The organism is Aminobacterium sp. EBM-42 (genome assembly GCF_001896635.1).
In the GTDB taxonomy this organism is placed as follows: domain Bacteria; phylum Synergistota; class Synergistia; order Synergistales; family Aminobacteriaceae; genus Aminobacterium; species Aminobacterium colombiense.
In genome coordinates this window covers 21,062-43,479 of the sequence record NZ_MPPC01000024.1, presented here as the reverse complement: position 1 = coordinate 43,479, position 22,418 = coordinate 21,062, and the positions used below count along the sequence as shown (strand labels likewise).

At 47.2% G+C, this 22,418-nt stretch carries 22 protein-coding genes; 4 read left to right on the top strand and 18 right to left on the bottom strand.

Annotated features, from left to right (window positions below; genetic code table 11):
- From BUC50_RS06575 to BUC50_RS06550, 6 genes are read right to left on the bottom strand one after another with little or no spacing between them, the layout of a single operon-like run.
- Positions 1-579, bottom strand: a complete 579-nt coding sequence (locus BUC50_RS06575; RefSeq protein ID WP_013048737.1) for a D-glycero-alpha-D-manno-heptose-1,7-bisphosphate 7-phosphatase — start codon at positions 577-579, stop codon at positions 1-3.
- Positions 573-1,175, bottom strand: coding sequence for a DUF8042 domain-containing protein (locus BUC50_RS06570; RefSeq protein WP_013048738.1), 603 nt, complete (start codon positions 1,173-1,175; stop codon positions 573-575). Before BUC50_RS06570 ends, BUC50_RS06575 begins: the two co-directional genes overlap by 7 nt.
- Positions 1,172-2,155 (bottom strand): GDP-mannose 4,6-dehydratase, encoded by a 984-nt coding sequence (locus BUC50_RS06565; protein ID WP_013048739.1) that lies wholly within the window; start codon positions 2,153-2,155, stop codon positions 1,172-1,174. The genes BUC50_RS06570 and BUC50_RS06565 overlap by 4 nt, the downstream gene beginning before the upstream one ends.
- 16 nt (positions 2,156-2,171) lie before the next feature.
- The gene (locus BUC50_RS06560) at positions 2,172-2,906 is read right to left on the bottom strand and encodes a nucleotidyltransferase family protein (protein WP_013048740.1); all 735 of its coding nucleotides are present in this window, start codon (positions 2,904-2,906) and stop codon (positions 2,172-2,174) included.
- Positions 2,899-3,471: a D-sedoheptulose-7-phosphate isomerase gene (locus tag BUC50_RS06555; protein ID WP_013048741.1), complete on the bottom strand. Its 573-nt coding sequence runs from the start codon at positions 3,469-3,471 to the stop codon at positions 2,899-2,901. Before BUC50_RS06555 ends, BUC50_RS06560 begins: the two co-directional genes overlap by 8 nt.
- 58 nt (positions 3,472-3,529) lie before the next feature.
- Complete coding sequence (locus BUC50_RS06550; protein WP_013048742.1) at positions 3,530-4,225, bottom strand: response regulator; 696 nt, start codon at positions 4,223-4,225, stop codon at positions 3,530-3,532.
- A 156-nt stretch (positions 4,226-4,381) separates the two neighbouring features.
- On the opposite strand from BUC50_RS06550, the gene BUC50_RS06545 reads away from it, so the two are divergent.
- Complete coding sequence (locus BUC50_RS06545; protein ID WP_213700160.1) at positions 4,382-5,161, top strand: tRNA 2-thiocytidine biosynthesis TtcA family protein; 780 nt, start codon at positions 4,382-4,384, stop codon at positions 5,159-5,161.
- A 68-nt stretch (positions 5,162-5,229) separates the two neighbouring features.
- On the opposite strand, the gene BUC50_RS06540 is transcribed toward BUC50_RS06545, so the two are convergent.
- From BUC50_RS06540 to BUC50_RS06525, 4 genes are all read right to left on the bottom strand, one after another.
- Positions 5,230-6,177, bottom strand: coding sequence for a SufB/SufD family protein (locus BUC50_RS06540; protein WP_213700161.1), 948 nt, complete (start codon positions 6,175-6,177; stop codon positions 5,230-5,232).
- Positions 6,161-6,934 carry an ATP-binding cassette domain-containing protein gene (locus BUC50_RS06535; RefSeq protein WP_213700162.1) on the bottom strand — a complete coding sequence of 258 codons (774 nt, stop codon included), beginning with the start codon at positions 6,932-6,934 and terminating at the stop codon, positions 6,161-6,163. The genes BUC50_RS06540 and BUC50_RS06535 overlap by 17 nt, the downstream gene beginning before the upstream one ends.
- A gap of 72 nt (positions 6,935-7,006) precedes the next feature.
- Positions 7,007-8,404 carry a phosphoglucose isomerase-related protein gene (locus tag BUC50_RS06530; protein WP_213700163.1) on the bottom strand — a complete coding sequence of 466 codons (1,398 nt, stop codon included), beginning with the start codon at positions 8,402-8,404 and terminating at the stop codon, positions 7,007-7,009.
- A gap of 49 nt (positions 8,405-8,453) precedes the next feature.
- Positions 8,454-8,690, bottom strand: a complete 237-nt coding sequence (locus BUC50_RS06525; protein ID WP_013048747.1) for a glutaredoxin domain-containing protein — start codon at positions 8,688-8,690, stop codon at positions 8,454-8,456.
- A 263-nt stretch (positions 8,691-8,953) separates the two neighbouring features.
- Here BUC50_RS06525 and BUC50_RS06520 point away from each other — a divergent pair, with 263 nt between their 5' ends.
- From BUC50_RS06520 to BUC50_RS06510, 3 genes are read left to right on the top strand one after another with little or no spacing between them, the layout of a single operon-like run.
- Positions 8,954-9,790, top strand: a complete 837-nt coding sequence (locus BUC50_RS06520; RefSeq protein WP_213700164.1) for a sulfide/dihydroorotate dehydrogenase-like FAD/NAD-binding protein — start codon at positions 8,954-8,956, stop codon at positions 9,788-9,790.
- A complete protein-coding gene (gene gltA, locus BUC50_RS06515) occupies positions 9,790-11,205 on the top strand; it encodes an NADPH-dependent glutamate synthase (RefSeq protein ID WP_213700165.1) in 1,416 nt (471 codons plus the stop codon). Before BUC50_RS06520 ends, gltA begins: the two co-directional genes overlap by 1 nt.
- A 42-nt stretch (positions 11,206-11,247) precedes the next feature.
- Positions 11,248-11,463 carry a hypothetical protein gene (locus BUC50_RS06510; RefSeq protein ID WP_273015649.1) on the top strand — a complete coding sequence of 72 codons (216 nt, stop codon included), beginning with the start codon at positions 11,248-11,250 and terminating at the stop codon, positions 11,461-11,463.
- 113 nt (positions 11,464-11,576) lie between these two features.
- Here BUC50_RS06510 and fusA read toward each other — a convergent pair whose 3' ends face one another.
- The 8 genes from fusA to BUC50_RS06470 all read right to left on the bottom strand — a co-directional run bounded on the left by fusA (position 11,577) and on the right by BUC50_RS06470 (position 22,406).
- Positions 11,577-13,658, bottom strand: a complete 2,082-nt coding sequence (gene fusA / locus BUC50_RS06505) for an elongation factor G (protein ID WP_273015647.1) — start codon at positions 13,656-13,658, stop codon at positions 11,577-11,579.
- Positions 13,659-13,822: 164 nt separating this feature from the next.
- Positions 13,823-15,295 carry an Asp-tRNA(Asn)/Glu-tRNA(Gln) amidotransferase subunit GatB gene (gene gatB / locus BUC50_RS06500; protein WP_213700168.1) on the bottom strand — a complete coding sequence of 491 codons (1,473 nt, stop codon included), beginning with the start codon at positions 15,293-15,295 and terminating at the stop codon, positions 13,823-13,825.
- Positions 15,295-16,764 (bottom strand): Asp-tRNA(Asn)/Glu-tRNA(Gln) amidotransferase subunit GatA, encoded by a 1,470-nt coding sequence (gatA, locus tag BUC50_RS06495; protein ID WP_273311890.1) that lies wholly within the window; start codon positions 16,762-16,764, stop codon positions 15,295-15,297. The genes gatB and gatA overlap by 1 nt, the downstream gene beginning before the upstream one ends.
- A 1-nt stretch (position 16,765) precedes the next feature.
- The gene (gene gatC / locus BUC50_RS06490) at positions 16,766-17,059 is read right to left on the bottom strand and encodes an Asp-tRNA(Asn)/Glu-tRNA(Gln) amidotransferase subunit GatC (RefSeq protein ID WP_213700613.1); all 294 of its coding nucleotides are present in this window, start codon (positions 17,057-17,059) and stop codon (positions 16,766-16,768) included.
- A gap of 2 nt (positions 17,060-17,061) precedes the next feature.
- Positions 17,062-19,116 carry an NAD-dependent DNA ligase LigA gene (gene ligA / locus BUC50_RS06485; protein WP_286677256.1) on the bottom strand — a complete coding sequence of 685 codons (2,055 nt, stop codon included), beginning with the start codon at positions 19,114-19,116 and terminating at the stop codon, positions 17,062-17,064.
- Between the two features lie 17 nt (positions 19,117-19,133).
- Complete coding sequence (gene lysS / locus BUC50_RS06480) at positions 19,134-20,654, bottom strand: lysine--tRNA ligase (protein ID WP_213700615.1); 1,521 nt, start codon at positions 20,652-20,654, stop codon at positions 19,134-19,136.
- A complete protein-coding gene (locus BUC50_RS06475; RefSeq protein ID WP_286677255.1) occupies positions 20,639-21,658 on the bottom strand; it encodes a tRNA dihydrouridine synthase in 1,020 nt (339 codons plus the stop codon). The genes lysS and BUC50_RS06475 overlap by 16 nt, the downstream gene beginning before the upstream one ends.
- Positions 21,639-22,406 carry a type III pantothenate kinase gene (locus BUC50_RS06470; RefSeq protein WP_273015663.1) on the bottom strand — a complete coding sequence of 256 codons (768 nt, stop codon included), beginning with the start codon at positions 22,404-22,406 and terminating at the stop codon, positions 21,639-21,641. The genes BUC50_RS06475 and BUC50_RS06470 overlap by 20 nt, the downstream gene beginning before the upstream one ends.
- Between the last annotated feature and the right edge of the window lie 12 nt (positions 22,407-22,418).

Genomic DNA, 22,418 nt, shown 5'->3' with positions numbered 1-22,418 from the left:
TCATTCAATCCCATGGACTCTTTCAATATAACATGCCGCTTCGTAGAGCCCATTTACAACTTTTACAGACGAACACCTTCTCTCTTGCTCGAATTCAGCGCCATAACCTGTTCGCACAAGTATAAAGGGACATCCGGTGTTCTCGGCTAAAAGAAAATCTGGCTCATTATCCCCTATGATCCAGCTTCTTTTCAAGTCTATGGAGAAATCTTCAACCGCATTAAGCACCATGTCAGGGAAAGGCTTTCGGCATCTACACTGCCGCCTGTAACGACCTATCGTTGCTTCCGGATGGTGCGGGCAATAATAAAAAGCATCGATAGAAGCTCCTTCTTTCTCTAATTCACGCTGTATAAACCGGTGACTTTTTTGCACAAAGTCCTCTTCGAAATAACCTCTTGCTACACCGCTCTGGTTGGTTACCACAACGAGCAGATATCCTAATTCTTTCATTTTTTTAAGAGCTAAAGCAGCTTTAGGGATAAGCTTTATCCTTTTCAGATCGTCTAGATAAGGAACATGCTCTATCAATGTTCCGTCTCTGTCAATAAAGACAGCCGGTACCATCTTTTCTACCATGCTTTCCCATGGGCAAGGGAGCGAAGATTTTCTATATAGGAATGGAGGCCATCAAGTGATGGGTTTATTTTTTCACGTATTATGCCGGCTGCTTCCGCATGCTTCCGTTCTTTCATAAATTCCGAAGTTCGCTCCAGACCATCTATCAAAGTTTCTCGATGCGCTTCAAACTCTTCATCCATTCTTTCTCTCTCTTCTACCGAAAGAAGAATCTGCAATTGGTATATGGTTTCCAACTGCCAACAGATGCCTTCCACTGCATCTATCAATGCCGTCATAGCGTCATCTGCCTGTTTTTTTTCTAAAGCGCAAGCGCTCTTATCCATAGCGTCAATTATTGTTATAAGGTATTTTTCAGAGTTTTCCAGAGATTCCATAACAAGTTCCTGAACAGATATGCTGATAAAATTGACCATAACAATTTCTCGAAGGGCTTTAAATGCTTCCTCTTCTATAGCCACACCATCAGCCTCAATGAAGCGAAGCACTTTTCCTTCATTTGAAAGAATCTCTTTCACCTCTCTGAGCAGGTCTTCCCTATCTCTTGATTTGCTCGAACGTAAAGATACCCTTTTGTCATCAATGGATGTAATCAAACTTTATTCCCCCCTTCTGGTGCTTTTGAGAGTTCTGTTTTCCACCATTCGATCATGTCCTCTACGGTTTCTCTCAAAGCCCGATGAGGTTTCCAGCCTGTGTGTCTCTCTATTTTTGAAAGGTCATTCCAATAGATAAGTTCGTCTACAGATCTGACTAGAGATAAGTCCCGCACAACTTGCACCGATTTCGAACATCCTGAAAGGACGACATCAAGAAGTTGCTGCATAGATACAGCATCTGCACCGGAGATATTATAAGCTTCGCCGCCTTTCCCTTTTTCCTGAAGGGCCCAAAACCCCTCTACTGCATCGCGAACGTCGAGGAAAGCACGCTTCGTATGAAGATTGCCCACATGAAATTCCGGGCCAATAATACCAAGGTCGATCTGCGCGCGCCTTCGGGTAAAATCCGAAACAACCTCTCCAGTGCGGCGAAGCCCAACACAATTTCCAATTCTCAATCGGATAATATCCAGGCCATGGGCATTAAAATACGTAGACCCCAGCAAGTCCTGGGCTGCTTTCGACATACCGTAGACATGAGCCGGGCGGAAGGGCTGGCTCTCTGTGACAGGAGCCTCTGAAGGGTCTATAAACCCGTATGCAGCCGTTGAAGAAGCCAGAAGTACCCGTGTTCCTCGAAGGTCGAGATGAAGCATGGCTTCAAAGAGGTTCAACGTGCCCATTACATTCGACTCAACGGTATATTCAGGTTCTTTATAGGAAACCATTGGATAACTTTGAGCCGCAAGGTGGTATACGACATGGGGACGCACTTTCTGAAGAGCGTCCTCAAGGTGGGAGCGCTGTCTGACATCAATATTGAAGAGTCCCTTCGCATAAGATGCTGGAACGCTCATATCGTTAGTAGGGCGAAAGTAAGAACCCCATACCTCACAACCTTTTTTTGCAAGAAATTCAGAGAGATGGCAGCCAATAAACCCGCCAATACCTGTAATAAAAACCCTTGTCACCATTTTTATAAACACCTTCTTATGAGCTAAGGGAATTTATGAACTGAGGAATCTCCATCTGACTTTTTTCATAATCTTCAGGAACGCCAATATCGATAAAGTATCCCTTCGCTTCAAAAGCATATACATCCTTCCCGTCGTTAAGCAATGAGGGCAATACGTTTTTTTCCCAGGAAAGCCGCCCTTCCGGGAGAGGTTCCAATATGGAGCGCTTTACAATATACATGCCGCCATTTACAAGCCAATGGCCATCACACCCTGCCTTTATGGAAGGGTTTCCAAAACGCAACACCCGATTCTGTTTGTCTACCTCTACTGGATCGGTTCTTTCTATGGAAGGCCATTTACGCAACGCAATGAGTACATCAGAGTCAAGTTTTCGACTCTGGTAGAACATTTGTTCTATGTTTACGTCAAGCAATGTATCCCCATTAAGGAATAAAAAACGCTCTTTTTGAATGAGAGGAAGGGCGTACCGCAAGGCCCCTCCTTTATCAAGTGGCTTTGGCTCAAGGCTATACTCTATAGAGAGCCCCCATTTCTCGCCATTCTGGCAGTACTCAATGATTTGCTCTGATTTATATCCAAGAAGCAAGACACATTGACCTATCCCTTTTTGTCGAAGGAAGAGGAAGAGCCAATGCAAGAAAGGTTTGCCGTCTATTGGGGCAAGGGATTTGGGACAATCTGATACGACACGTCTGAGACGCGTCCCCAGCCCACCCGCAAGGATAACAGCAAGTTCATCACCCATTGGAACAAAGGGCCTCCTCTATTAAACCGCAGATTATATGTCCCCACGTAATGTGAAGCTCCTGAATTCGGGGGGTGTGAGACGATGGGGCTGTAAGAAGAAGAGAAGCGATCCTTGCTAAATCTCCGCCATTTTCACCAGTCATGGCTATTGTCTCAATACCCTTCTCTTTCGCCCACGTCAGAGCTTTGACTACATTGGGACTTGCGCCGCCTGTAGAAATTCCAATAACGATGTCTCCTGGCGCGGCCAGTGCTTGCAGCTGTCTGAGAAAGATATTTTCATATCCGTAATCGTTAGCAAGGGCTGTGATAGTGCTGGGGTTTGTTGTTAATGCCACGGCTCGCAACGCTTTTCTGTTTTTTTCAAAGCGACCAACAAGTTCTGCTGCTAAATGCTGCGCATCTGCCGCTGAACCGCCATTCCCCAAAAAGAAAGCGGTTCCTCCGTGAGATAGCGCTTGTATTATCAATTGGGAAGCTGATGCCACTTTTTCTGCTAAAGATAAAGCCGCAATTTTGACGTTAATCGATTCCTGAAGTTGCTTCTGCACTTTTTCGATCATGTAACCAATCTCCTCCAGCTCTTCTTCGAGGGCTATTCTACCACGTAGTGAAATAAAGTTACCTTTCTATAAAGGCACCCCCATTTACTATTTGGTGCAAAGATTCAGGCTGAAGCTGGGCAAAGCCTATGCGCCACGCCAATATAGCGGCTTGGGTCCTATCGCGCAAATCAAGTTTTTTCAGGACGTGGCTCACATGGTTTTTTACAGTTTTTTCTGAGAGAACCATTTTACTTGCCACTTCAGAATTGCTTAGGCCCTGAGCTAGCCAGTAAAGAATCTCTTTTTCTCTGGGGGTCAGTTCATAGAGCTGGTCATTTTCTTCCTTGCGTCTTGAAAATGACGTTAGAAGCTTTCCTGCTACCTGGGGATCTACATAAGGCTGGTTTCGATTGGCAGATCGAATGGCTGATAATAGTTCTACCCTTCCGGATGCCTTAAGGACAAAGCCTAAAACTCCTACAGAAGAAAGAGCTGAAAGACTGTCTTCATCGTCTTTAGCACTAACAGCAACAAATTTAATGCCATGAGATAAGCTATTCAGTTCTCTAACTAATTGTATTCCATCTTTTTTGGGCATATTTATATCAAAAAGAAGGATATCCGGTTTTTTTTCTCGTACAACCTTAAGAGCTTCTTCTCCATCGCCAGCTTCGCCTATGACCTCAATATCGGACTCGTACTCTAATAATTTCTTTACCCCATCCCTAAAGAGTCTATGGTCATCCGCTATTACAAGGCGTATAGAATCCATGATTCCACCTCCGCATAATACTCTGTGAGCCTATTCGCGCCTATGATATAGTGTAAATATAGTGGTGAAAAAAATTTTTAAAAATTGCATCTTTAGGCTAGGCCCTTAGTCCCAATTATATTACCACATTCCATAATAGAAGAAGAGAGATAGAACATGATAGACAACATACAAGAGAAACGGGTTTTTCAACTTCAGCCTATGCTGCGCAAACGATTTGGGAAAGCCCTCGGCGATTTTTCCATGATCGAAGAGGGGGATAGAATACTAGTTGGGCTTTCTGGAGGCAAGGATAGCCTGTTTCTCCTCGCTGCCCTGGCCGCCTTTCGAAAAAAGTCTCCCCGCCGCTTCGAATTAGGGGCATGTACTGTGGATATTTCAGGCGGGGAGATGGCAACCCGACCCCTTTCTGAATTCTGCCGCAGCCTTAACGTAGAACATTTCGTGACCATTTATCCTATTTCAGAGGTAATAAAAAAAAGAGAGGAGAAATCACCTTGCAGCTTCTGTGCCAACATACGACGGGGCATTATAAGTTCAGAAGCTGTGGAACGTGGGTATAACGTTCTCGCATTGGGGCATAACCTTGATGACGTAGCCGAAACAGTGCTCATGAACCTTTTTCAGACTGGCCGGTTTAAAAGCTTCAAGCCCAAGTTCTGGCAGAGCCGAACTGGTCTGTGGGTTATCAGGCCCCTTATATATATTGGAGAAAAAGATATTATGAAGGAGGCCCAGCGGCTACATTTGCCGGTGACAGAAGATAAATGTCCCTTTTCCCTTCATACTCAGCGAAGCAGAACTCGTACGCTTATAGAAAACCTTGCAAGAGAGAATCCAAGTATTAAAAAGAACATTATCCACGCTCTTTCGTCAGTTCGACTTTCAGATGTCTGGAAAATAGAACAGGAGAGTCAGATGAAAAACGAGGGATAAGACGAAAAAAGAGCCATCTCTGAAAATGAGGCGGCTCTTTGCTTATGTTCGATTTTGCAGTTCAATGCTTATTTTAAAAGTCCTGAGACGATCATATCGATGGCCTGGTCTGAAGAAAGACCCTTCGCCATAAGACCAGCTATTTTATCATCTGCGATACGTCCAATGGCCGCTTCGTGGGTTACTTCCGCTTCAGGATGGGATGCCCTCACCACTGGGGAGGCATCGGCCACGGCTTCTCCTTGAACTACTTCTGTGCAATCCACATGGCCTTTGGCTCCAGGGGCCGCACCATCTATCATACCGAGGAAACTTCCCACACTGCGCCCCTTCAAAACTGTCCGGGTTTTTATAAGGGCTGAACTATTCCGTCCAGAGAGCTTTACCACATCCTGAATCTTTATGGTGTCATCATCCTTGCCATAGACCTTCGACGTCAATTCTACTCGACTTCCTTCTCCCGCGGCATCTATGTCGATTTTAATATCGAGAGAGCCTACCCTTCCCTCGATAAGTGAGAAGTCGTTTACATAACGTCCGCCTTTTTCGACCTTCACTTCTGTGACAGGACGAACCTCCATCTGGCTCTTTGGGCCATGAAAATGAAGTTCTTTGTAGGTTACGTCAGCTCCCTCACCTATTTCTACCACACCCTTCATGGCGTGAAGAAACTTTTCCGCATGGGGAAAGACGCAATGGGCTAAAAATTCAACATGTGCTCCACGGCCGACAGTGATGTGGCTGTCTATAATTTGACGACCTTCTTTTCGGACATCGCCGAAGCAAAGATGGACAGGATCTGTTAAGCGAGTCCCTTCCTCTACTTCTATAACAGCCCTTACCCCGTCCTCCGTTTCATAGGCTTCGATATGAACGCCCTCTACTTCATGATAATCAACAACCTTGTTTGCGCCGATGAGAGCATAGGCTCCCTTCCGATGGTTGAAATAATTGTACCCAGGGACACTGGCCGCTATGGTTAATATTTCTTGAAATTCTTTACTGATTTTTGGCACGGCCCATCACCTCATCAAGAACTCCCTTTCGGCTTATCTGCTCTCCCTCGCAGCCTTCGCAGGGCCGACACTGAGACATGAAATATCGCTTCACGGCAGCAGCGCTTCCCTCGAGAATAATACGCCCATCACACATGAGATAGGATCGGTCACACCCGGCGGCTACGTCTTCGCGGTGGGTTATGACCACAACGCCGCTCCCCTGGTCCGCAAGAAGACGTAAAAGCCCCAAGACTTCTCTCAAGGCAAGAAGGTCTACTCCTGAATCCGGTTCATCAAGAATGGCAAGGCGCGGTTTCATAAGGTAAATGGAGGCCAGCTCTATTCTTTTGCGCTCCCCGCCTGATAAACTTTTATCTATGGCTCTGTCGAGAAAGAGAGGGCTCATCTGTACAAAATCCATGGCCTCTTCAAGGTTCCGTTCAGAGCTGTTTTGAGGCCCTATACGCAAATAATCCCGGATGGAAATACCCTCGTACCGCGCCGGCATCTGCCACGCCAATGTCAGCCCAGCCTTGGCACGATCAGTTATAGACCAGCTCGTAATGTCCTCTCCGTGAAAAGATATAGAGCCCTTCACAGGAATATAGTCTGGCAACCCCATTAGAGCATAGGCAAGACTTGATTTTCCGGCCCCATTTCGGCCAAGGACGCCTGTTACTTCCCCTGTCTCCACTCGCAAACTTATATCTTTAAGTATGGTTGCGTTATCTCTACGCACCGTTATGGAATCAACTTTGAGGAGAGATGTATCCACGTTTCCCCAATCCCTTCTTTTATGAACTGAACTTCGAGAAATTTTACCCTCTCAAAACACAGGAGTATTGTATCACTTTTCCTCTATTGAAACGGTAATAGTCCGGGAAGAAAGGTTCTTTGAAAAACGGGCAACTTCTTGAGCCTGTACTTCGAACCCAGACCTTCCCATCAAGGCAAAAGTATACTCTTTGCCAAGTTCTACCCCCGGCTGATCGAATGGGTTGATATCCATGATAAACCCGGTAAGGGCTGTTGCATACTCCAACAGATAGATCAGAGCTCCAAGGTAGAACGCATTCAACTCCGGAATCTCCAGCCAAAGAACAGGCCGCCCTGCTTTTACAAGGGATGACGCCGTGGAAAGCTGTTCTGAATATCGCAACATGTTCATTGACTGGCCAAAAAGATAGGAAAGAGAAGCGAGGCTTTTCTCTTCCGCATGTGGAATAACGATATCTTCCTTGAGAGAACTTACGTGCAACAGCAAAAATAATTTATCATCAGGGCCTTCTGTATAAAGCTGCAATTGTGAGTGCTGATCGATAGTTCCGAGGGCTTTTATTGGCGTTGACCCCTTTCCTTCCTTTCCGAGGCTTTCCCCCCAGAGCTGGGCAAACCATTCGCTCAACATAGAAAGGCTGTCAATATAAGGCATAAAAACGATCATGTTTCTTTTTCGGATAAAATGAAGCCATGAAATGGCGGCAAAGACCCAGGCAGGGTTTTCTTCCATGTCATGTTCAGCTGTAAGAAAGTCTGCTATTTTCCGGGCTCCTTCAAGAAGGCTATCTGTATCCGCTCCCAGAACCGCCGCAGAAAGAAGCCCTACTGGAGAAAGCACTGAATAGCGCCCCCCTACATTGGGAGGAACAGGCAAAACGGCGCAGCCTCTTTCTTTCGCAAACTCACTGAGTACCCCTTTTTCGGGGTCTGTGATAATGATTGTCTGGCGAGCGGCCTGCTCTGCCCCTACAGTTTGTTTCATTTCTTCCCAGAAGAAAAGGAAATTGGCCATAGTTTCTGCCGTAGTGCCAGACTTGCTGACAACGATCAGGGCCGTATGGCGAGGGTCTACTCGATCCCAGATGGCTCTATTCTCTTGGGGATCAACATTATCAGCCATGTAGAAACGTGGACGGTGAAGAGTTGGACTCATCTCATTCCAATAGGGAGGCAAAAGGGCGTTATGAAGCATCATGTTTCCCAAAGCCGACCCTCCAATACCTATCTGAATCACATCAGTCATAGAAGAAAACCGCGCAGCTAGATCATTGATTTTTTTATCTTTTTTGTGGGGAAGAAGAAGCCACCCCGAACCTTCAAGTTTCAGCTCGGAGCGGCTTTTCAATAAAGCATCTGCCTTTTTAATAAGAGGAGCAAGATTCAGGAGCTCCTGGAAGGTCGTTACACCTGATGTCAGATGTTCGCCTAACGCCGCTCCATAATGAAGTTTAAGCAAACTCTTCATACCACACCCTCCCTCTTATTTTTAAGACAGAAAAGTTGTCCTTTCCATATTACTTTCCTATCTTGGCGAGTTCAGCGTCAATAGCCGTTCTGTCAAAACCTACAATGTATACATCGCCAAACTGAACAACGGGCACTCCCATCTGCTTGGTTCTTTTTACCATATCCATAGCGGCTTCTCTATCTTTTGCTACGTCAACGACTTCAAATTCTACGCCTTTTGAAGTAAGATACTCCTTGGCTTTTGTGCACCAGGGACACGTGGGTGTTGAATAAACCTTGATCATTATTTACATCCCTCCGTCTGAACGGTTTTTATATATACCCCTAATAGGTATATTACAAGGCCGTCCTTCATTCGTCAAGCCAGAAAGCGTGTCTTTTATTTTTGTACAAAGCCACAAACAAACGGGCTTTTTTGATGTTACAATGGAACATATTTTGTATTGACAAAATAAATATAACATATAATGTATCAACTTGAGAGCAGATAACATAACCCCTAATAACATAACCCCTAGTATATCTTCGCAAACAAGGAGGAAATAAAGTGTACAAAATAATATCAAAAAAGCTTGTCGTTCCCAAGGAGTTCGATGTATGGGTCGAGGCTCCAAGAGTGGCGCGGCATGTTAAGCCCGGGCAGTTCGTCATTATTCGCACGAACCCCCAGGGAGAGCGTGTCCCTCTCACTGTAGCAGACTATGACCGAGAGAAGGGTCTGATTAGAATGATTTTTCAGACCGTTGGAAAGACCACAGCTGAGTTCGCCGATATGAACGTGGGAGACTGTTTGACCGATATTCTTGGCCCTCTGGGGATGCCCAGCGAGATCAAAAAATACGGTACAGTTCTTATGGTCGGAGGCGGAGTTGGCATTGCAGCCCTTTTTCCCATTATCAGAGCGTTGAAGGAAGCCGGAAACAAGGTTTACACGATTCTTGGCGGAAGAACTAAAGATCTCGTCATTATGAAAGAAGAGTGTGAGAAATACTCAGATGAGCTTCTCATCACCACAGACGACGGATCTGCCGGTAAGAAGGGTGTCGTTACCGATGCTATGGTGGAGCTTGCTGAACGTGGAGTGAAAATTGACCAGTCATGGGCTATCGGCCCCTCCATCATGATGAAATTCGCCTCATTGAAAGCGAAAGAGCTCGATATTCCCATGTTCGTGTCATTGAACCCAATCATGATCGATGGGACAGGCATGTGTGGCGGTTGCCGGGTAACCATTCATGACCAAATCAGATTCGCCTGTGTCGACGGACCAGAATTCGATGGCTGGGGCGTGAACTGGAACGAGTTTATGAACCGCATGCGACAGTACAAAGACGAAGAGAAAATGTCTTTGGAAAAATATAAGGCTGAAATGGGTGAAGAGTAATGGCTTTAGATATTGCCCCGAAAAGACTTCCTGTTCCTGAGCAGTCCGCTGAGGAACGAATTAAGAATTTTAACGACGTTGTTATTGGCTATAGCATTGAAGAGGCAGTGGCCGAAAGTGCTCGGTGCCTTCAGTGCAAGAATGCACCCTGCATTAAAGGCTGCCCCGTCAGTATTGATATTCCCGGATTCCTGAAGGCCATTAAAGAAAAAGACCTTGAGAAATCATGGGACATTATCAGTCAGTATACGAACCTTCCTGCTGTCTGCGGCCGTGTTTGCCCCCAGGAAAAACAGTGTGAAGGTGTTTGTACTGTAGGGAGAATCAAAGGATACGAACCTGTTTCCATTGGCAAAATGGAGCGGTTCATAGCCGACTGGAAAGCAGAACATGGCAGCAAGGTCGCTCCTAAAGTTCCTGAGCAGACAAAGGGCAATGTGGCCGTTGTGGGATCAGGGCCTTCAAGCCTTACAGTAGCCGGAGACCTTGCCAAGATGGGCTACAAGGTTACAGTCTACGAAGCACTTCACGCGGCTGGCGGAGTGCTGATGTACGGTATTCCCGAGTTCCGTCTTCCCAAAGCTATTGTGCGCAGGGAAATAGAGAACATCAAGGCCCTTGGTGTGAAGATCGAGACTAACGTTGCCGTAGGACGAAGCGTCACCATCGAAGAGCTTCAGAGCCATTTCGATGCTGTTTACATCGCTACAGGAGCTGGAACTCCTCACTTTATGGGGGTTCCCGGAACGAGTTTGAACGGTGTCTATTCCGCAAGTGAGTATCTCACCCGAATAAACCTTATGCACGGATACGAGTTCCCCAAATATGACACCCCCACCAAAGAATCTGAAAAGGTGGTCGTTGTGGGCGGCGGAAACGTAGCCATGGATGCTGCCAGATCTGCTCTTCGCCTTGGCGCAAAAAGCGTTCAGGTTGTCTATCGCCGTTCTCTTGAAGAGCTCCCCGCTCGTATCGAAGAATATCACCATGCAGTGGAAGAAGGCGTGGTTTTCAACTGGCTTACCAATCCTGTGGAGTATGTGGGAAGCGAAACTGGAAACATAGTTGGAGTGAAATGCATCCGCATGGAACTTGGCGAACCTGACGCATCTGGCCGCAGACGGCCTCAGGAAATCAAGGGCAGCGAGTTTACAATCGAAGCAGATACCATTATCGAAGCTATTGGTCAGGGCCCCAACAAAGTGCTGCTTAGTGCCTTCCCAGAGTTGAAGCTCAACAAAAAAGGTTACATTGACGCTGATCCCGAAACGGGCCAGGCAGATCCTGAATGGGTCTTCGCCGGCGGAGATATTGTAACAGGTGCCGCTACTGTCATTCTTGCCATGGGTGCAGGAAAGAAGGCTGCAGAAGCCATAGACAAGTACATTACAGAGAAAAAAGCTGCTGGCAAGTAAGAGAAAAGTCTTCTTTTACAGAAGCTGAGGAGGGATGCTGAGATGTCTATTGATGAGAAAAAGGCTTCAAAATGGGAAGATTTTCGCGTAAGGACATTGGAGATAGCAGCTCAGCGTAACAATTCGGACTTTGAAAAGTATATTGGGTCTTTAACAGAACGAGCGTGGAAACATGTGCTATCTGAAGGAAAGCTTAATCCCGATCTGGCAGAAGAAACCATGTGGAAATTCTTCTGCGAAGATCAGAAAAACCGATAACTCTACTTTTCTGAATAACTCAACTAAAAAGCATAACGAATAAGAACCAGGGCCTCGACTTAAAAGTCGAGGCCCTGGTTCTTTATATTCATTTTTAAGAAAAATGTCCTATTTTATTCCTCTTCTTCTTCTTTCTTATGCTCTTCAATAACTTTCTTTGAAACATCTCCAGGTACTTCTTCATAATGGTCGAATTCCATTGTAAAAGTACCTCTTCCGGAGGTCATAGACCGAAGCACTATGGCGTATTTAAACATTTCAGAGAGGGGAACCTGAACTCGAACCACCTGCAGACGGCCATGGCTGTCAATTCCAAGAATTCGTCCGCGGCGGCTGTTCATGTCTCCCATGACGTCGCCAAGGTAATCTTCCGGAACAACGACTTCCACTAGCATAATGGGCTCAAGGAGTACAGGGCTGGCTTCAAGAATGCCTTTTTTGAATGACATGGAAGCCGCTATCTTAAAGGCCATTTCAGAGCTGTCTACATCGTGGTAAGACCCGAAGAAAAGCTCTGCTTTGAAGTCTACTGTGGGGAATCCAGCCAGTGGTCCTTTGACCAGGGCCTCTCGCAATCCTTTTTCTACGGCTGGTATAAAGCCCTTGGGGATGGCCCCGCCTACTACCTGGTCTTCAAATACAAATCCCGCGCCCCGTTCGAGAGGTTTGTAGCGAATGTGGACATCGCCGTACTGTCCCCGTCCACCAGTCTGTTTCTTATATTTCCCCTGGGCTTCTGCTGTTTTTCTGATCGTTTCTCTATAGGGAACCTGAGGTGTTCTGGTTTCAAGTTCCACTCCATATCTTTCACGGATACGGGAGAGGAGAATTTCAATATGCATATCACCCATGCCGGAGAGGACATTGTCTCCTGTCTCAGGGTTCTTAGCGAATGTAAGAACGGGGTCCTCTTCCAGTATTTTGTGGAGTGCATTGGAAAGCTTATCTTCATCTGCCCTGCTCTTTGCCATAACGGCAACGCTATAGACAGGTTTAGGGAACTTGATTGGGGGGAAGATATAAGCGGTACTCTTCACTCCCAGCGTATCCCCTACCTGTGTGCTGTGGAGCTTGGGAATGGCAATGATATCGCCGAGAATGATTTCTTTTTCATCCTGGCCATCTTTACCCCTCATGGCCTTAAAGGAACTGATACGCTCCTCTTCCTCCCGAGTAACATTATAAATACTGCTGTCACTGGATAGATGTCCTGAATTAACTCTGATATATGAAAGTTTTCCTACATAGGGGTCGACCATGATCTTGAAGCACAGGGCTGAGAAAGGAGCTTCAGGATCAGGATCGATATTAATAACTTCATCGCCCTTAAGAGCCTGGCGGGGGCGTGATTCCAGAGGGGAAGGAAACATGTCGCCCAGGAAATCGAGAACCTGGTGGACACCTATATTGGCTGTCCCTGACGCAGGGAGAACTGGGAAAATCTGACGTTCCCGAATGGCTTTTCTTGCAACTTTAACGATTTCCTCATGAGAGATCTCGTCTCCTTCGAGATACATCATCATAACTTCATCGTCAGCTTCTACAACAGATTCTATTAGGGATTCCCTGGCAGCTGATACTTCATCAACCATCTCTGCAGGGATAGAAATCTCTTTGAATGAACCTGACCCATCTGTAACGTACTCATAGGCCTTCTGGTTCAATATGTCCACAACCCCCTTGAATGATGCTTCTTTCCCTATGGGGAGGAAAAAGGGGACTGCCTTGTCAGATAACTGTTTTTTAATATCGTCTAGAGTTCGTGCATAGTCCGAGTTCTCGCGGTCAAGCTTGCTTACTACGAAAGCAACCGGAATAGAAAAATCCTCAGCATACTCGCAGGCCTTTCCTGTCTGGACTTCTACACCATGGAGACCGCTCACTACAGCTAAAGCAGAGTCTGAGACTCTCATAGCTGAACGCATTTCACCAATGAAATCAGCGAATCCTGGCGTGTCGAGAAGATAGAGTCTTTTCCCGTTCCGCTCCAATGTAACAAGTGCAGTATTAATGGAAATCTGTCGCTTCTGCTCCTCTGCTCCAAAATCTGCGACGGTGTTGCCGTCTACGACATTCCCCATACGGTTTATGTCGCCATTTGAAAAGAGCATCGCTTCTACAAGGGATGTCTTTCCGGCTCCACCGTGAGCTGCAATGGCAACACTTCTAATGTCTTCAGGTTTGCGCGTTCCCATTCCCTACTACCTCCTCTATTACACCCGACTGCTACCACTTCAGCAACTCAGACAGCAAGCCGGCAGATTTTTTTGTTTTGATTTACACCGTATCATCTTACGCATAGCTATAAGGATAGTCAATAAAGAGAAGGACAGGGAACGGGCTCCCTGCCCTTTCTGCTCTATTCTTCTAGAAGTTTCGCCAAAAGTGAAGCAGCTTCTCTGGGATCAGTCTGTCCTCGGGCTTCTTTCATAATGAGTCCCTGAAGGAATTTCTGCTTTTTACCCTTTTTATCCTGGCCGCTCTTGATGGTTTCCACCACATCAGTATTGTTTACAAGGATGTTGCGTATCATTTTCTCAAGATCGGAACCAGAAATTCCCCCTTCCTCTACTCCACAGATTTTCATGGCTTCCTCAAAATAGACCTTCTTTGCCGCCATTGTATCAAAAACTTCTCTCGCAGCGGTTGTTGAAATTTTGTTGCCATCAACTTTTGCAATAAGTTGGGCAAGCGCAGCAGCATCTACTGGAAATTCCGTAATATCAATTTTTTGCTCGTTCATGACTCGCAGCACTTCCGTTCGAACCCAGTTAGAGGCTCGAAGGGGGCTTGCACCGGCCTTGACGCAAGCTTCATAAAAATCTGCAAGAGCCATATGCTCTGAAAGAATCATGGCATCGGTTTCATTCAACTCATAAGAAGACATAAAACGCTCCATCTTCTGCCATGGAAGTTCAGGCAACGTGTTTCTAACTTTCTCAACATACCCTTCCGGAAGAATCAAGGGGGGAAGGTCTGGTTCAGGGAAATAGCGGTAGTCATGAGCTTCCTCTTTGCTTCGGGTTGCCCTTGTCACCCCTTCCACATCATCCCAGTGACGGGTTTCCTGAGTTATTTCCTCCCCCTCCGCCAAAAGCTGACTCTGTCGTTTTATTTCATATTCGAGAGCTCGCTCAAGGGCTCGAAGGGAGTTCAGGTTCTTTATTTCTGCGCGGTTCCCCCATCGTCCATCGGAACATTTGACTGAGATATTGGCATCCACCCGCAAAGACCCTTTTTCCATGTCGCCATCAGAAACGCCGAGGTACCGAACAAGCTGGCGAAGGCGTGTTACATACTCCTTCGCTTCTGCCGCAGACCTGATGTCGGGCTCCGAAACTATTTCTGCCAGGGGAATGCCGCCTCTGTTGTAATCCACAAAAGACTGATCGGCTCCTACGAGACGCCCGTCTGATGCCTCATGTACAAGCTTTCCAGCGTCCTCTTCAAGGTGAAGTCTCGTGATGCCTATCCGGTAATTTCCCCCTTCTTCTGTGGAAACATCCACATATCCTTTTTCAGCGATGGGGAGATCATACTGGCTGATCTGATAGGCTTTGGGCAAATCCGCGTAAAAATAATTCTTCCTATGGAACCGCGTAGCTGTATTAATAGTGCAGTTCAGCGCCAAGGCTGCCTTAACTCCGTATTCTACCGCTTTGGCATTAAGGGCTGGTAGGCTGCCGGGCAAGCCTAGACAGGCTGGACACACATTCGTGTTCGGGGCGACTCCAATATAGTCTGTGGAGCAAGAGCAGAAGAGTTTGCTCTTTGTAGCAAGCTGTACGTGGATCTCAAGACCAATTACAGGTTTAAAAGTTAAATCAGCCATTAGCGAACACCTCCCTGGGCAATAGGTGCGCAACCGAAGGTTTTCTCGTGTAGAGAAGCTGTGGACAGCAGCCCTTCTTCATCCCACCACTGGCCGATAAACTGTACTCCGAGAGGCCGGCCGTCAGCGGAGAACCCCGCGTTAAGAGAGAGGGCTGGAAGTCCGGCCAGGTTGACTGGCAATGTAAAGATATCGGCCATGTACATCTGAATAGGATCGTTGATGAGTTCTCCTTTTTTAAAGGCAGGTGATGGCGCTGTAGGAAGAAGTATGGAATCCACAGAGCCAAAGGCTTTTACAAACTCCTGTTTTATGAGCTGCCTGGCCTTCTGGGCCACCAGGTAGTAGGCATCATAGTATCCCGAACTTAACACGTAGGTCCCCACCAGAATACGCCGTTTGACCTCAAGGCCAAATCCCTGGGCCCTGGTCTTCGTATAGAGATCGAGAAGAGACTCTGCATCGGTGCTCAAGCCATACCGCACCCCATCAAAGCGAGCCAGGTTAGAACTTGCTTCTGCCAGAGCCAGAATGTAGTAACAGGGCAAGCCGTATTCCACCATTGTGGGAAGTGTGATCTCAACAATTTCAGCCCCCTCCCCTTCGCAAAACTTCAGTGTCTGATCAAAAGCCTTCCTGACCTCGCGGTCTATGGCATACTCCTGTATTTCTTTTATAACGCCGACCCTTCTCCCTTTGAGGGATTCTGCATTGAGAGCCTTGGTATAATCTGGGCGAGGACGGCAACTGCATGTGGAGTCAAGCTCATCTTTCTGAGAGATGGCGTTGAGTACGAGGGCCAGATCCTCCACTGTCCGGGCAAAGGGACCTATCTGGTCGAGGGATGAAGCAAAAGCCGCAAGACCCCGTCGGCTTACTAGCCCGTATGTCGGTTTGAAACCATAAATACCGCAAAAAGCGGCTGGCTGGCGAATAGACCCGCCTGTATCGCTTCCAAGGCTGAAAGGAACATATCCTGCGGCAACAGAAGCTGCGCTTCCGCCTGAACTGCCGCCTGGGACGCAGTCAAGCTTCCAGGGGTTGGACGTTGCACCATAAACAGAGTGTTCCGTAGTTCCCCCCATGGCAAATTCGTCGAGGTTGGTCTTTCCCATAAGTACTGCCCCAGCTTCGGCCAACAATTCTATAACTGCCGCGTTATAGGGTGGTTTCCACTGCATCAGCATTTTACTGGCGCAGGTGGTTGGAATTCCCTTGGTACACATATTGTCCTTTACTACAAAAGGAACTCCCGCGAGGGGAGGAAGTTTTTTCCCCGACGCCACGGCTTCGTCTACAGCCTTGGCCTGGGCCATGCCTGACTCTTCAGTGATAGTGAGCATAGCCGATATCTGGGGCTCTAGCTCCCTTGCCCTGGCCAAACATGATAAAAAGACCTCACTGGCTGAGAATTTCCCCTCATGAATGCCCCGGGTTATTTGGGCGGCGGAAAGTTCATAGAGCTTCATGTCACTCCTCCTCCACTATCCGGGGAACCCGGAAGAAATCTTCATAACGGTGAGGAGCTTCAGCCAAAACATCCTCCCGTACAGAGCTGTCTATAGCTCTGTCTTCTCTCCACGGAATATTTTCTTCCACCTTGAGGGCAAAGGCATCTATCCCTTCGAGGTCAAGTTCATTAAGCCTATTGAAATAAGTCATTATTTCTTCAAAATGCTGGCGCATGGCCTGAACTTCGTCTTCTGTTATTTCAAGACGGGCAAGGGCCGCAACATGCCGAATATCATCTGCTGAGACCGCCATGGTCACTCCTCCTTCTCAATACTATCCGTATGTTTCGAAAATACCCTCTCGTAAGGGCGAATCATTTGTAAGAACTCTTCCTCATTTATAATGGTTATGCCAAGTTCCCTGGCTTTCTGCAGCTTGCTGCCAGCACCTGGACCAGCCACCACTATCGACGTTTTCTTGCTTACACTGGATGAACTCGCCCCTCCAAGGTTCTTTACAAGGGCTTCAGCCTCTCCCCTGGACATGGATTGGAGTTCACCTGTAAAAACAAAACGCTGGTCTTCAAGGGGCCCCTCCCCACTTGACATGCTTTTTTCTTCTGCCATCCGAACTCCAGCGTCCTTAAGGCGCGAAATCATCTCTTTGTTCGCTTCATCGCCAAAAAAAGCCTTTATAGAAGCCGCTATCTTGGGACCAACCCCATCTATAGAAGAGAGTTCCTCTTCCTGGGCTGACGATAAAGCATCAAGGCTATGAAAACGATCGGCAAGTATTTCTGCCACTTTTTTTCCGACAAGACGAATTCCCAGAGCCGTAATGAGATTTGAAAGAAATCTGTTCTTAGAAACACTCAAAGCTTGCAACAGGTTTGAAGCAGATTTATCCCCCATTCTATCCAGGGAAAGCAAGTCTTCACGCTTCAACGTGTAAAGGTCAGCCATGTTCCTAATAAGCCGCCTGTCTATAAGCTGCGTAATGAGTTTATCTCCCAGTCCACGAATGTCCATGGCTGCTCTTGAAGCAAAATGAGCAACTCCTTCTCGAAGCTGGGCCGGGCACGATGCCCTGTTAGGACACCGCAGGGCAACTTCGCCAGGGATTCGCATGACATGGGATCCGCAGGCAGGACATGTATCAGGCATCTGGAACTCAACTTCATTTCCATCCCGTTCCTCTGTCAGAACCCTTACCACTTCCGGGATGATCTCACCTGCTTTACGAACAACTACTTTATCTCTTATGCGGATATCTTTTCTGCGAATTTCATCTTCATTATGCAAGCTGGCCCTTCTCACTACAGTTCCTGCAAGATGGACCGGTTCGAGGTGGGCCACTGGAGTGAGAGTCCCTGTGCGGCCCACAGAAACCTCTATATCAAGGATTCTGCTTGTTTTTTCCTCTGGCGGATATTTAAAGGCAATAGCCCAGCGAGGAGCTTTTGCTGTGGTGCCCAGATCTTCCCAAAAATCAACCTGATTGATCTTCAGAACTACACCATCAGTACTATAGGGCAGGGAGAATCGCTTTTCCCGCCACTCCTCTATAAATGCGTCAATATCCTGCCGTGTGCTGCATACCCCCCATGCACTCTGCACTGGAAATCCCAAATGCTGAAGCCAATGGAGAACCTCTTGCTGGGTCCGTAATCCATGCTCCTGGGGATGGGCTACATAATAGAGAAAGATTGAGAGTTTTCTCGACGCTGTAATTGACGAGTCAAGCTGACGAAGACTCCCGGCTGCGGCATTTCTCGGATTAGCGAAAAGAGGCTCTCCCCCTTCTTCCCGTTCCTGGTTCAACGCCGCAAACTGTTCCCTCGTCATCAACACCTCTCCGCGAACTTCCATGCGGCCCAAAACCTTCTCTCTGAGACGAAGAGGCAAAGAACGGATCGTTCTCAAGTTTGCCGTTACATCTTCCCCTACCAGCCCATCGCCGCGAGTGGCTCCCCGGATAAAAACACCATCCTCATAAATAAGAGAAACAGCCAAACCATCTATTTTCAGTTCGCAAAGATACTCCAGATTGCCAAGCCCCAACCCAGAAAAGACACGGTCACAGAACGACCATACCTCTTCTTTAGACAAAGCGTTATCAAGGCTGAGAAGGGGGCTCTCATGAATCACTTTCTCGAAACGGTCAAGGGGGGCTCCTCCAACGCGGTGTGTGGGAGAATCAGGATCGTCAAATTCAGGGAAAGCTTCTTCTAAAGTGGCCAATTCACTGAAGAGAGCATCATACTCATGGTCTGCTATTTCCGGGGTATCAAGAACATAGTAGAGATGGGCATGGCGATTGATTTCTTCCCGCAGAGCTTCGATACGTTGCAGTGCTTCCCTCCGATCCACTGAAACAAGCCTCCCCTTTACGCTTTTGGACGCATGGCTGGGAAGAGAATGACGTCTCGTATTGAGCGGGAGTCCGTTAAGAACATGACAAGACGGTCAATCCCTATGCCAAGTCCCCCTGTAGGAGGCAAGCCGCATTCAATTGCGTTAATGAAGTCCTCATCAAAAACGTGGGCTTCCTCATCTCCCGCTTCTTTTTTACGAAGCTGGTCAAGAAAACGCTCTCTCTGATCGAGGGGGTCGTTCAGTTCGCTATAGGCATTTGCCACTTCTGAGCCACAAATAAAAAGCTCAAAACGATGGGTGTAATCAGGATCTTCAGGGTCTCTCTTCGCCAGAGGGGAAATCTCTGTGGGGTGACCTATAACAAACGTAGGCTGAACAAGTTTATCCTCTACGTAGGCTTCGAAAACTTCGTTCAGTACCGCGAACCGGCTCTCCGAGCCCTTGAGCTCCACTCCCTTTTCATCGGCAATCTTCCGCGCTTCTTCATCTGTCTTTATGGTTTTGAAGTCTATTCCCGTATACTCTTTAACAAGGTCGAGCATGGTCACCCTGCGAAAGGGTTTGCTGAAATCGAGCTCGATTCCCTGATAATTGACAACAAGACCATCAACTGCCAACGCCGCATTTCGAACGAGCTCTTCAGTAAGATCCATCATGTCGGAGTAATCAGCGTAGGCCCAATACACTTCCATGAGAGTAAACTCAGGATTGTGCATCGTGTCAATGCCTTCGTTCCTAAAGTTTTTGCCAATTTCAAAGACTCGGCCAAACATCCCCACCACAAGACGTTTGAGGTATAGCTCCGTAGCGATGCGAAGGTACATGTTCGCATCAAGGGCATTATGGTAGGTCTGGAAGGGACGGGCATTCGCTCCTCCAGCCAAAAAAGAAAGAATGGGCGTTTCAACTTCCAGAGTCCCATGATCTATAAGGGTCTTTCTCATAGAAGCAATAATATCGGATCTTTTTCTGAAAGTATCTCTTACATCAGTGTTAACCATTAAATCGAGATACCGTTGACGATAGCGAACCTCTGTGTCTTTCAGACCATGCCATTTTTCCGGAAGAGGACGGAGGACCTTGGAAAGAAGGGTGCACTCCTTTACGAGAATTGTGAGCTCACCCCGCCTTGTTCTGAAGGGGATGCCAACAACGCCAACAAAATCTCCGTTATCCACCCATTTTTTTGCGAAGTCATAAGCTTCTTCTCCCATGGCATTAAGCTGGAAATAAAGCTGCATGGTATCTGTTTCGTCCTGGAGGTTCGCAAACATGGCCTTTCCGTGTTTGCGGAGGGTCATTACACGGCCTGCTACAGAAAGGATTGCATCCTCATCTGCTTCATCTATTTCAAGATGATCAAAGCGTTGGCGAACATCATTCAATAGATCTGACCGCTCCCATCGCTCTATAAGGAAAGGATCATAGCCCTCCTCTTCTCTTAGCCTTGCCAGTTTTTCTTTTCTTTGACGAAAAATTTCTTCCTCTGGCAGAGCGATTTCTTCTGTTTTGATTTCTAAGTTGGCCGACACAACATGTCTCTCCTTTCGAAATAGTGCTCGCAGCCGCTCATGAGATCCCGAAGTGCGTTCCAGCCATGTAGACATGCGCAGTCCCTTCGAAGTTCTGCTATTCCAGGAATGCTCTTAAACATACCGGAGAGAAGCCGCTTTATCAAAAATTCAGCCAGTCTGGGGCTGGCCATTTCTGCTATATGGTCCCCCAACTCAACAAGCAAAGATATTTGCAACCCTATTGAAGGACATAACAATCTATTATCTACCGAAAAGCCCAAAGCTGCCAGTGTCTGTGGAAAAATAAATGGATCTTTCAAGGCCCCTCGGGCTATAAAAACGGAAACGCATCTTTTTTCCAGATATTCCAAGGCTTCGTGGGGGGTAAAAATATCCCCGCTGGCACTAATCATGTCTGGAAAGGTTTCAGCCAGATCAAATACACTCTGGCGATTAGCCACCCCCGCATACCGCTGGGAAGGGGTACGACCATGTACACAGACGTTATCCGCTCCGGCAGAGAGCAGCTTTTCACAAAATGACGCCGTCATAGAAAATCCCCGCTCCGAATATATTCGGGTTTTAACCCAGACAGGGGCACCCAGTTCTTTCAGTGATTTCACCATAGATGTCGCTTTTTCTGGGTCTTCGAGCAAGCGGGAACCTGCCCCCTTTTTAAGAACTTTGGGCATAGGGCAGGCCATGTTGATCCCTAGAGCGGCGAATCTGCCAGGCGCTTCTGATATGGCCTTCTCCGCCGCTGTTAAAAGAGTTTTCGTATCACCGGCAAAGAGCTGCAGGATCACAGGTTCTTCCTTATGGCAAATCTCGAGCATATTCCCGGATTTAGTGTTGCTTCGTATCAGCCCCGCGCAGCTTACCATCTCTGTATGGGTTGCGGCTGCCCCGAGCTTTCTAAAAAATAGCCTCAAAGGAGGAATGGTTACCCCTGCCATGGGGGCTAAAATAAGAGGAGATTCAAGAGTTATGCCGCCTACCGCCTTAGGAAATGTTTCTTTCATATATGATTCGCAATCCTTCCAACGTTAGCCACTGATCTACCGTTTCAATGGTTTCTGATATTTTAGCAATAGCTTCCGCATGACCGCCGGTAGCTACTACTTTACAACGGGTACCCAGGCTTTCCCAGGTTTTACGTACAAGAAAATCCACGAGGCCGGCATTTCCGTACATAAGTCCAGCCTGTATGGACTCCATGGTGTTTTTGCCTATAACATTTAACGGAGCCTCCAGAGAAACCTGAGGCAATTTAGCAGTACGACCAAAAAGAGCTTCCATTCCAGAAACCAGTCCCGGGGAAATAGTTCCTCCAAGATAAGCTCCATCTGGTGAAATGATGTCGAGAGTTATGGCCGTTCCAAAATCAATAACGATAAGTGGTGCTCCGTAACGGTCTCGGCCTGCCACTGCGTTGACCAGACGATCTGCCCCAACTTCATGAGGGGCTGCGTAGCGCACTTCCATGCCCAGGTCGAGGGTGGAGGAAACTCGCAAACATTCAATGCCATTGAAATATTGCGAAACTCCCTCTTGAATGACACAGTCAAGGGAGGGAACGACACTCGATAAGATCGCCCCATGAATATCTTCATGGGGGATAGAGGCGAATTGCATCAAGTTCCGCAAATATATTCCCAATTCATCAGAAGTGTGCCTTTCAGAAACAAGGCGCCAATGGACTATAAGGGTTTTTTGACTATAAACACCAACAACAGTGGTTGTATTGCCTACGTCTAAAACAAGCAGCATCCTCGTCACCCC

Coding starts and splice junctions, on each gene's coding strand:
- BUC50_RS06575 (WP_013048737.1), bottom strand. CDS start 579: ATGGTAGAAAAGATGGTACCGGCTGTCTTTATTGACAGAGACGGAACA.
- BUC50_RS06565 (WP_013048739.1), bottom strand. CDS start 2,155: ATGGTGACAAGGGTTTTTATTACAGGTATTGGCGGGTTTATTGGCTGC.
- BUC50_RS06560 (WP_013048740.1), bottom strand. CDS start 2,906: ATGGGTGATGAACTTGCTGTTATCCTTGCGGGTGGGCTGGGGACGCGT.
- BUC50_RS06555 (WP_013048741.1), bottom strand. CDS start 3,471: ATGATCGAAAAAGTGCAGAAGCAACTTCAGGAATCGATTAACGTCAAA.
- BUC50_RS06550 (WP_013048742.1), bottom strand. CDS start 4,225: ATGGATTCTATACGCCTTGTAATAGCGGATGACCATAGACTCTTTAGG.
- BUC50_RS06545 (WP_213700160.1), top strand. CDS start 4,382: ATGATAGACAACATACAAGAGAAACGGGTTTTTCAACTTCAGCCTATG.
- BUC50_RS06530 (WP_213700163.1), bottom strand. CDS start 8,404: ATGAAGAGTTTGCTTAAACTTCATTATGGAGCGGCGTTAGGCGAACAT.
- BUC50_RS06525 (WP_013048747.1), bottom strand. CDS start 8,690: ATGATCAAGGTTTATTCAACACCCACGTGTCCCTGGTGCACAAAAGCC.
- gltA (WP_213700165.1), top strand. CDS start 9,790: ATGGCTTTAGATATTGCCCCGAAAAGACTTCCTGTTCCTGAGCAGTCC.
- BUC50_RS06510 (WP_273015649.1), top strand. CDS start 11,248: ATGTCTATTGATGAGAAAAAGGCTTCAAAATGGGAAGATTTTCGCGTA.
- fusA (WP_273015647.1), bottom strand. CDS start 13,658: ATGGGAACGCGCAAACCTGAAGACATTAGAAGTGTTGCCATTGCAGCT.
- gatB (WP_213700168.1), bottom strand. CDS start 15,295: ATGGCTGATTTAACTTTTAAACCTGTAATTGGTCTTGAGATCCACGTA.
- gatA (WP_273311890.1), bottom strand. CDS start 16,764: ATGAAGCTCTATGAACTTTCCGCCGCCCAAATAACCCGGGGCATTCAT.
- gatC (WP_213700613.1), bottom strand. CDS start 17,059: ATGGCGGTCTCAGCAGATGATATTCGGCATGTTGCGGCCCTTGCCCGT.
- BUC50_RS06475 (WP_286677255.1), bottom strand. CDS start 21,658: ATGAAAGAAACATTTCCTAAGGCGGTAGGCGGCATAACTCTTGAATCT.
- BUC50_RS06470 (WP_273015663.1), bottom strand. CDS start 22,406: ATGCTGCTTGTTTTAGACGTAGGCAATACAACCACTGTTGTTGGTGTT.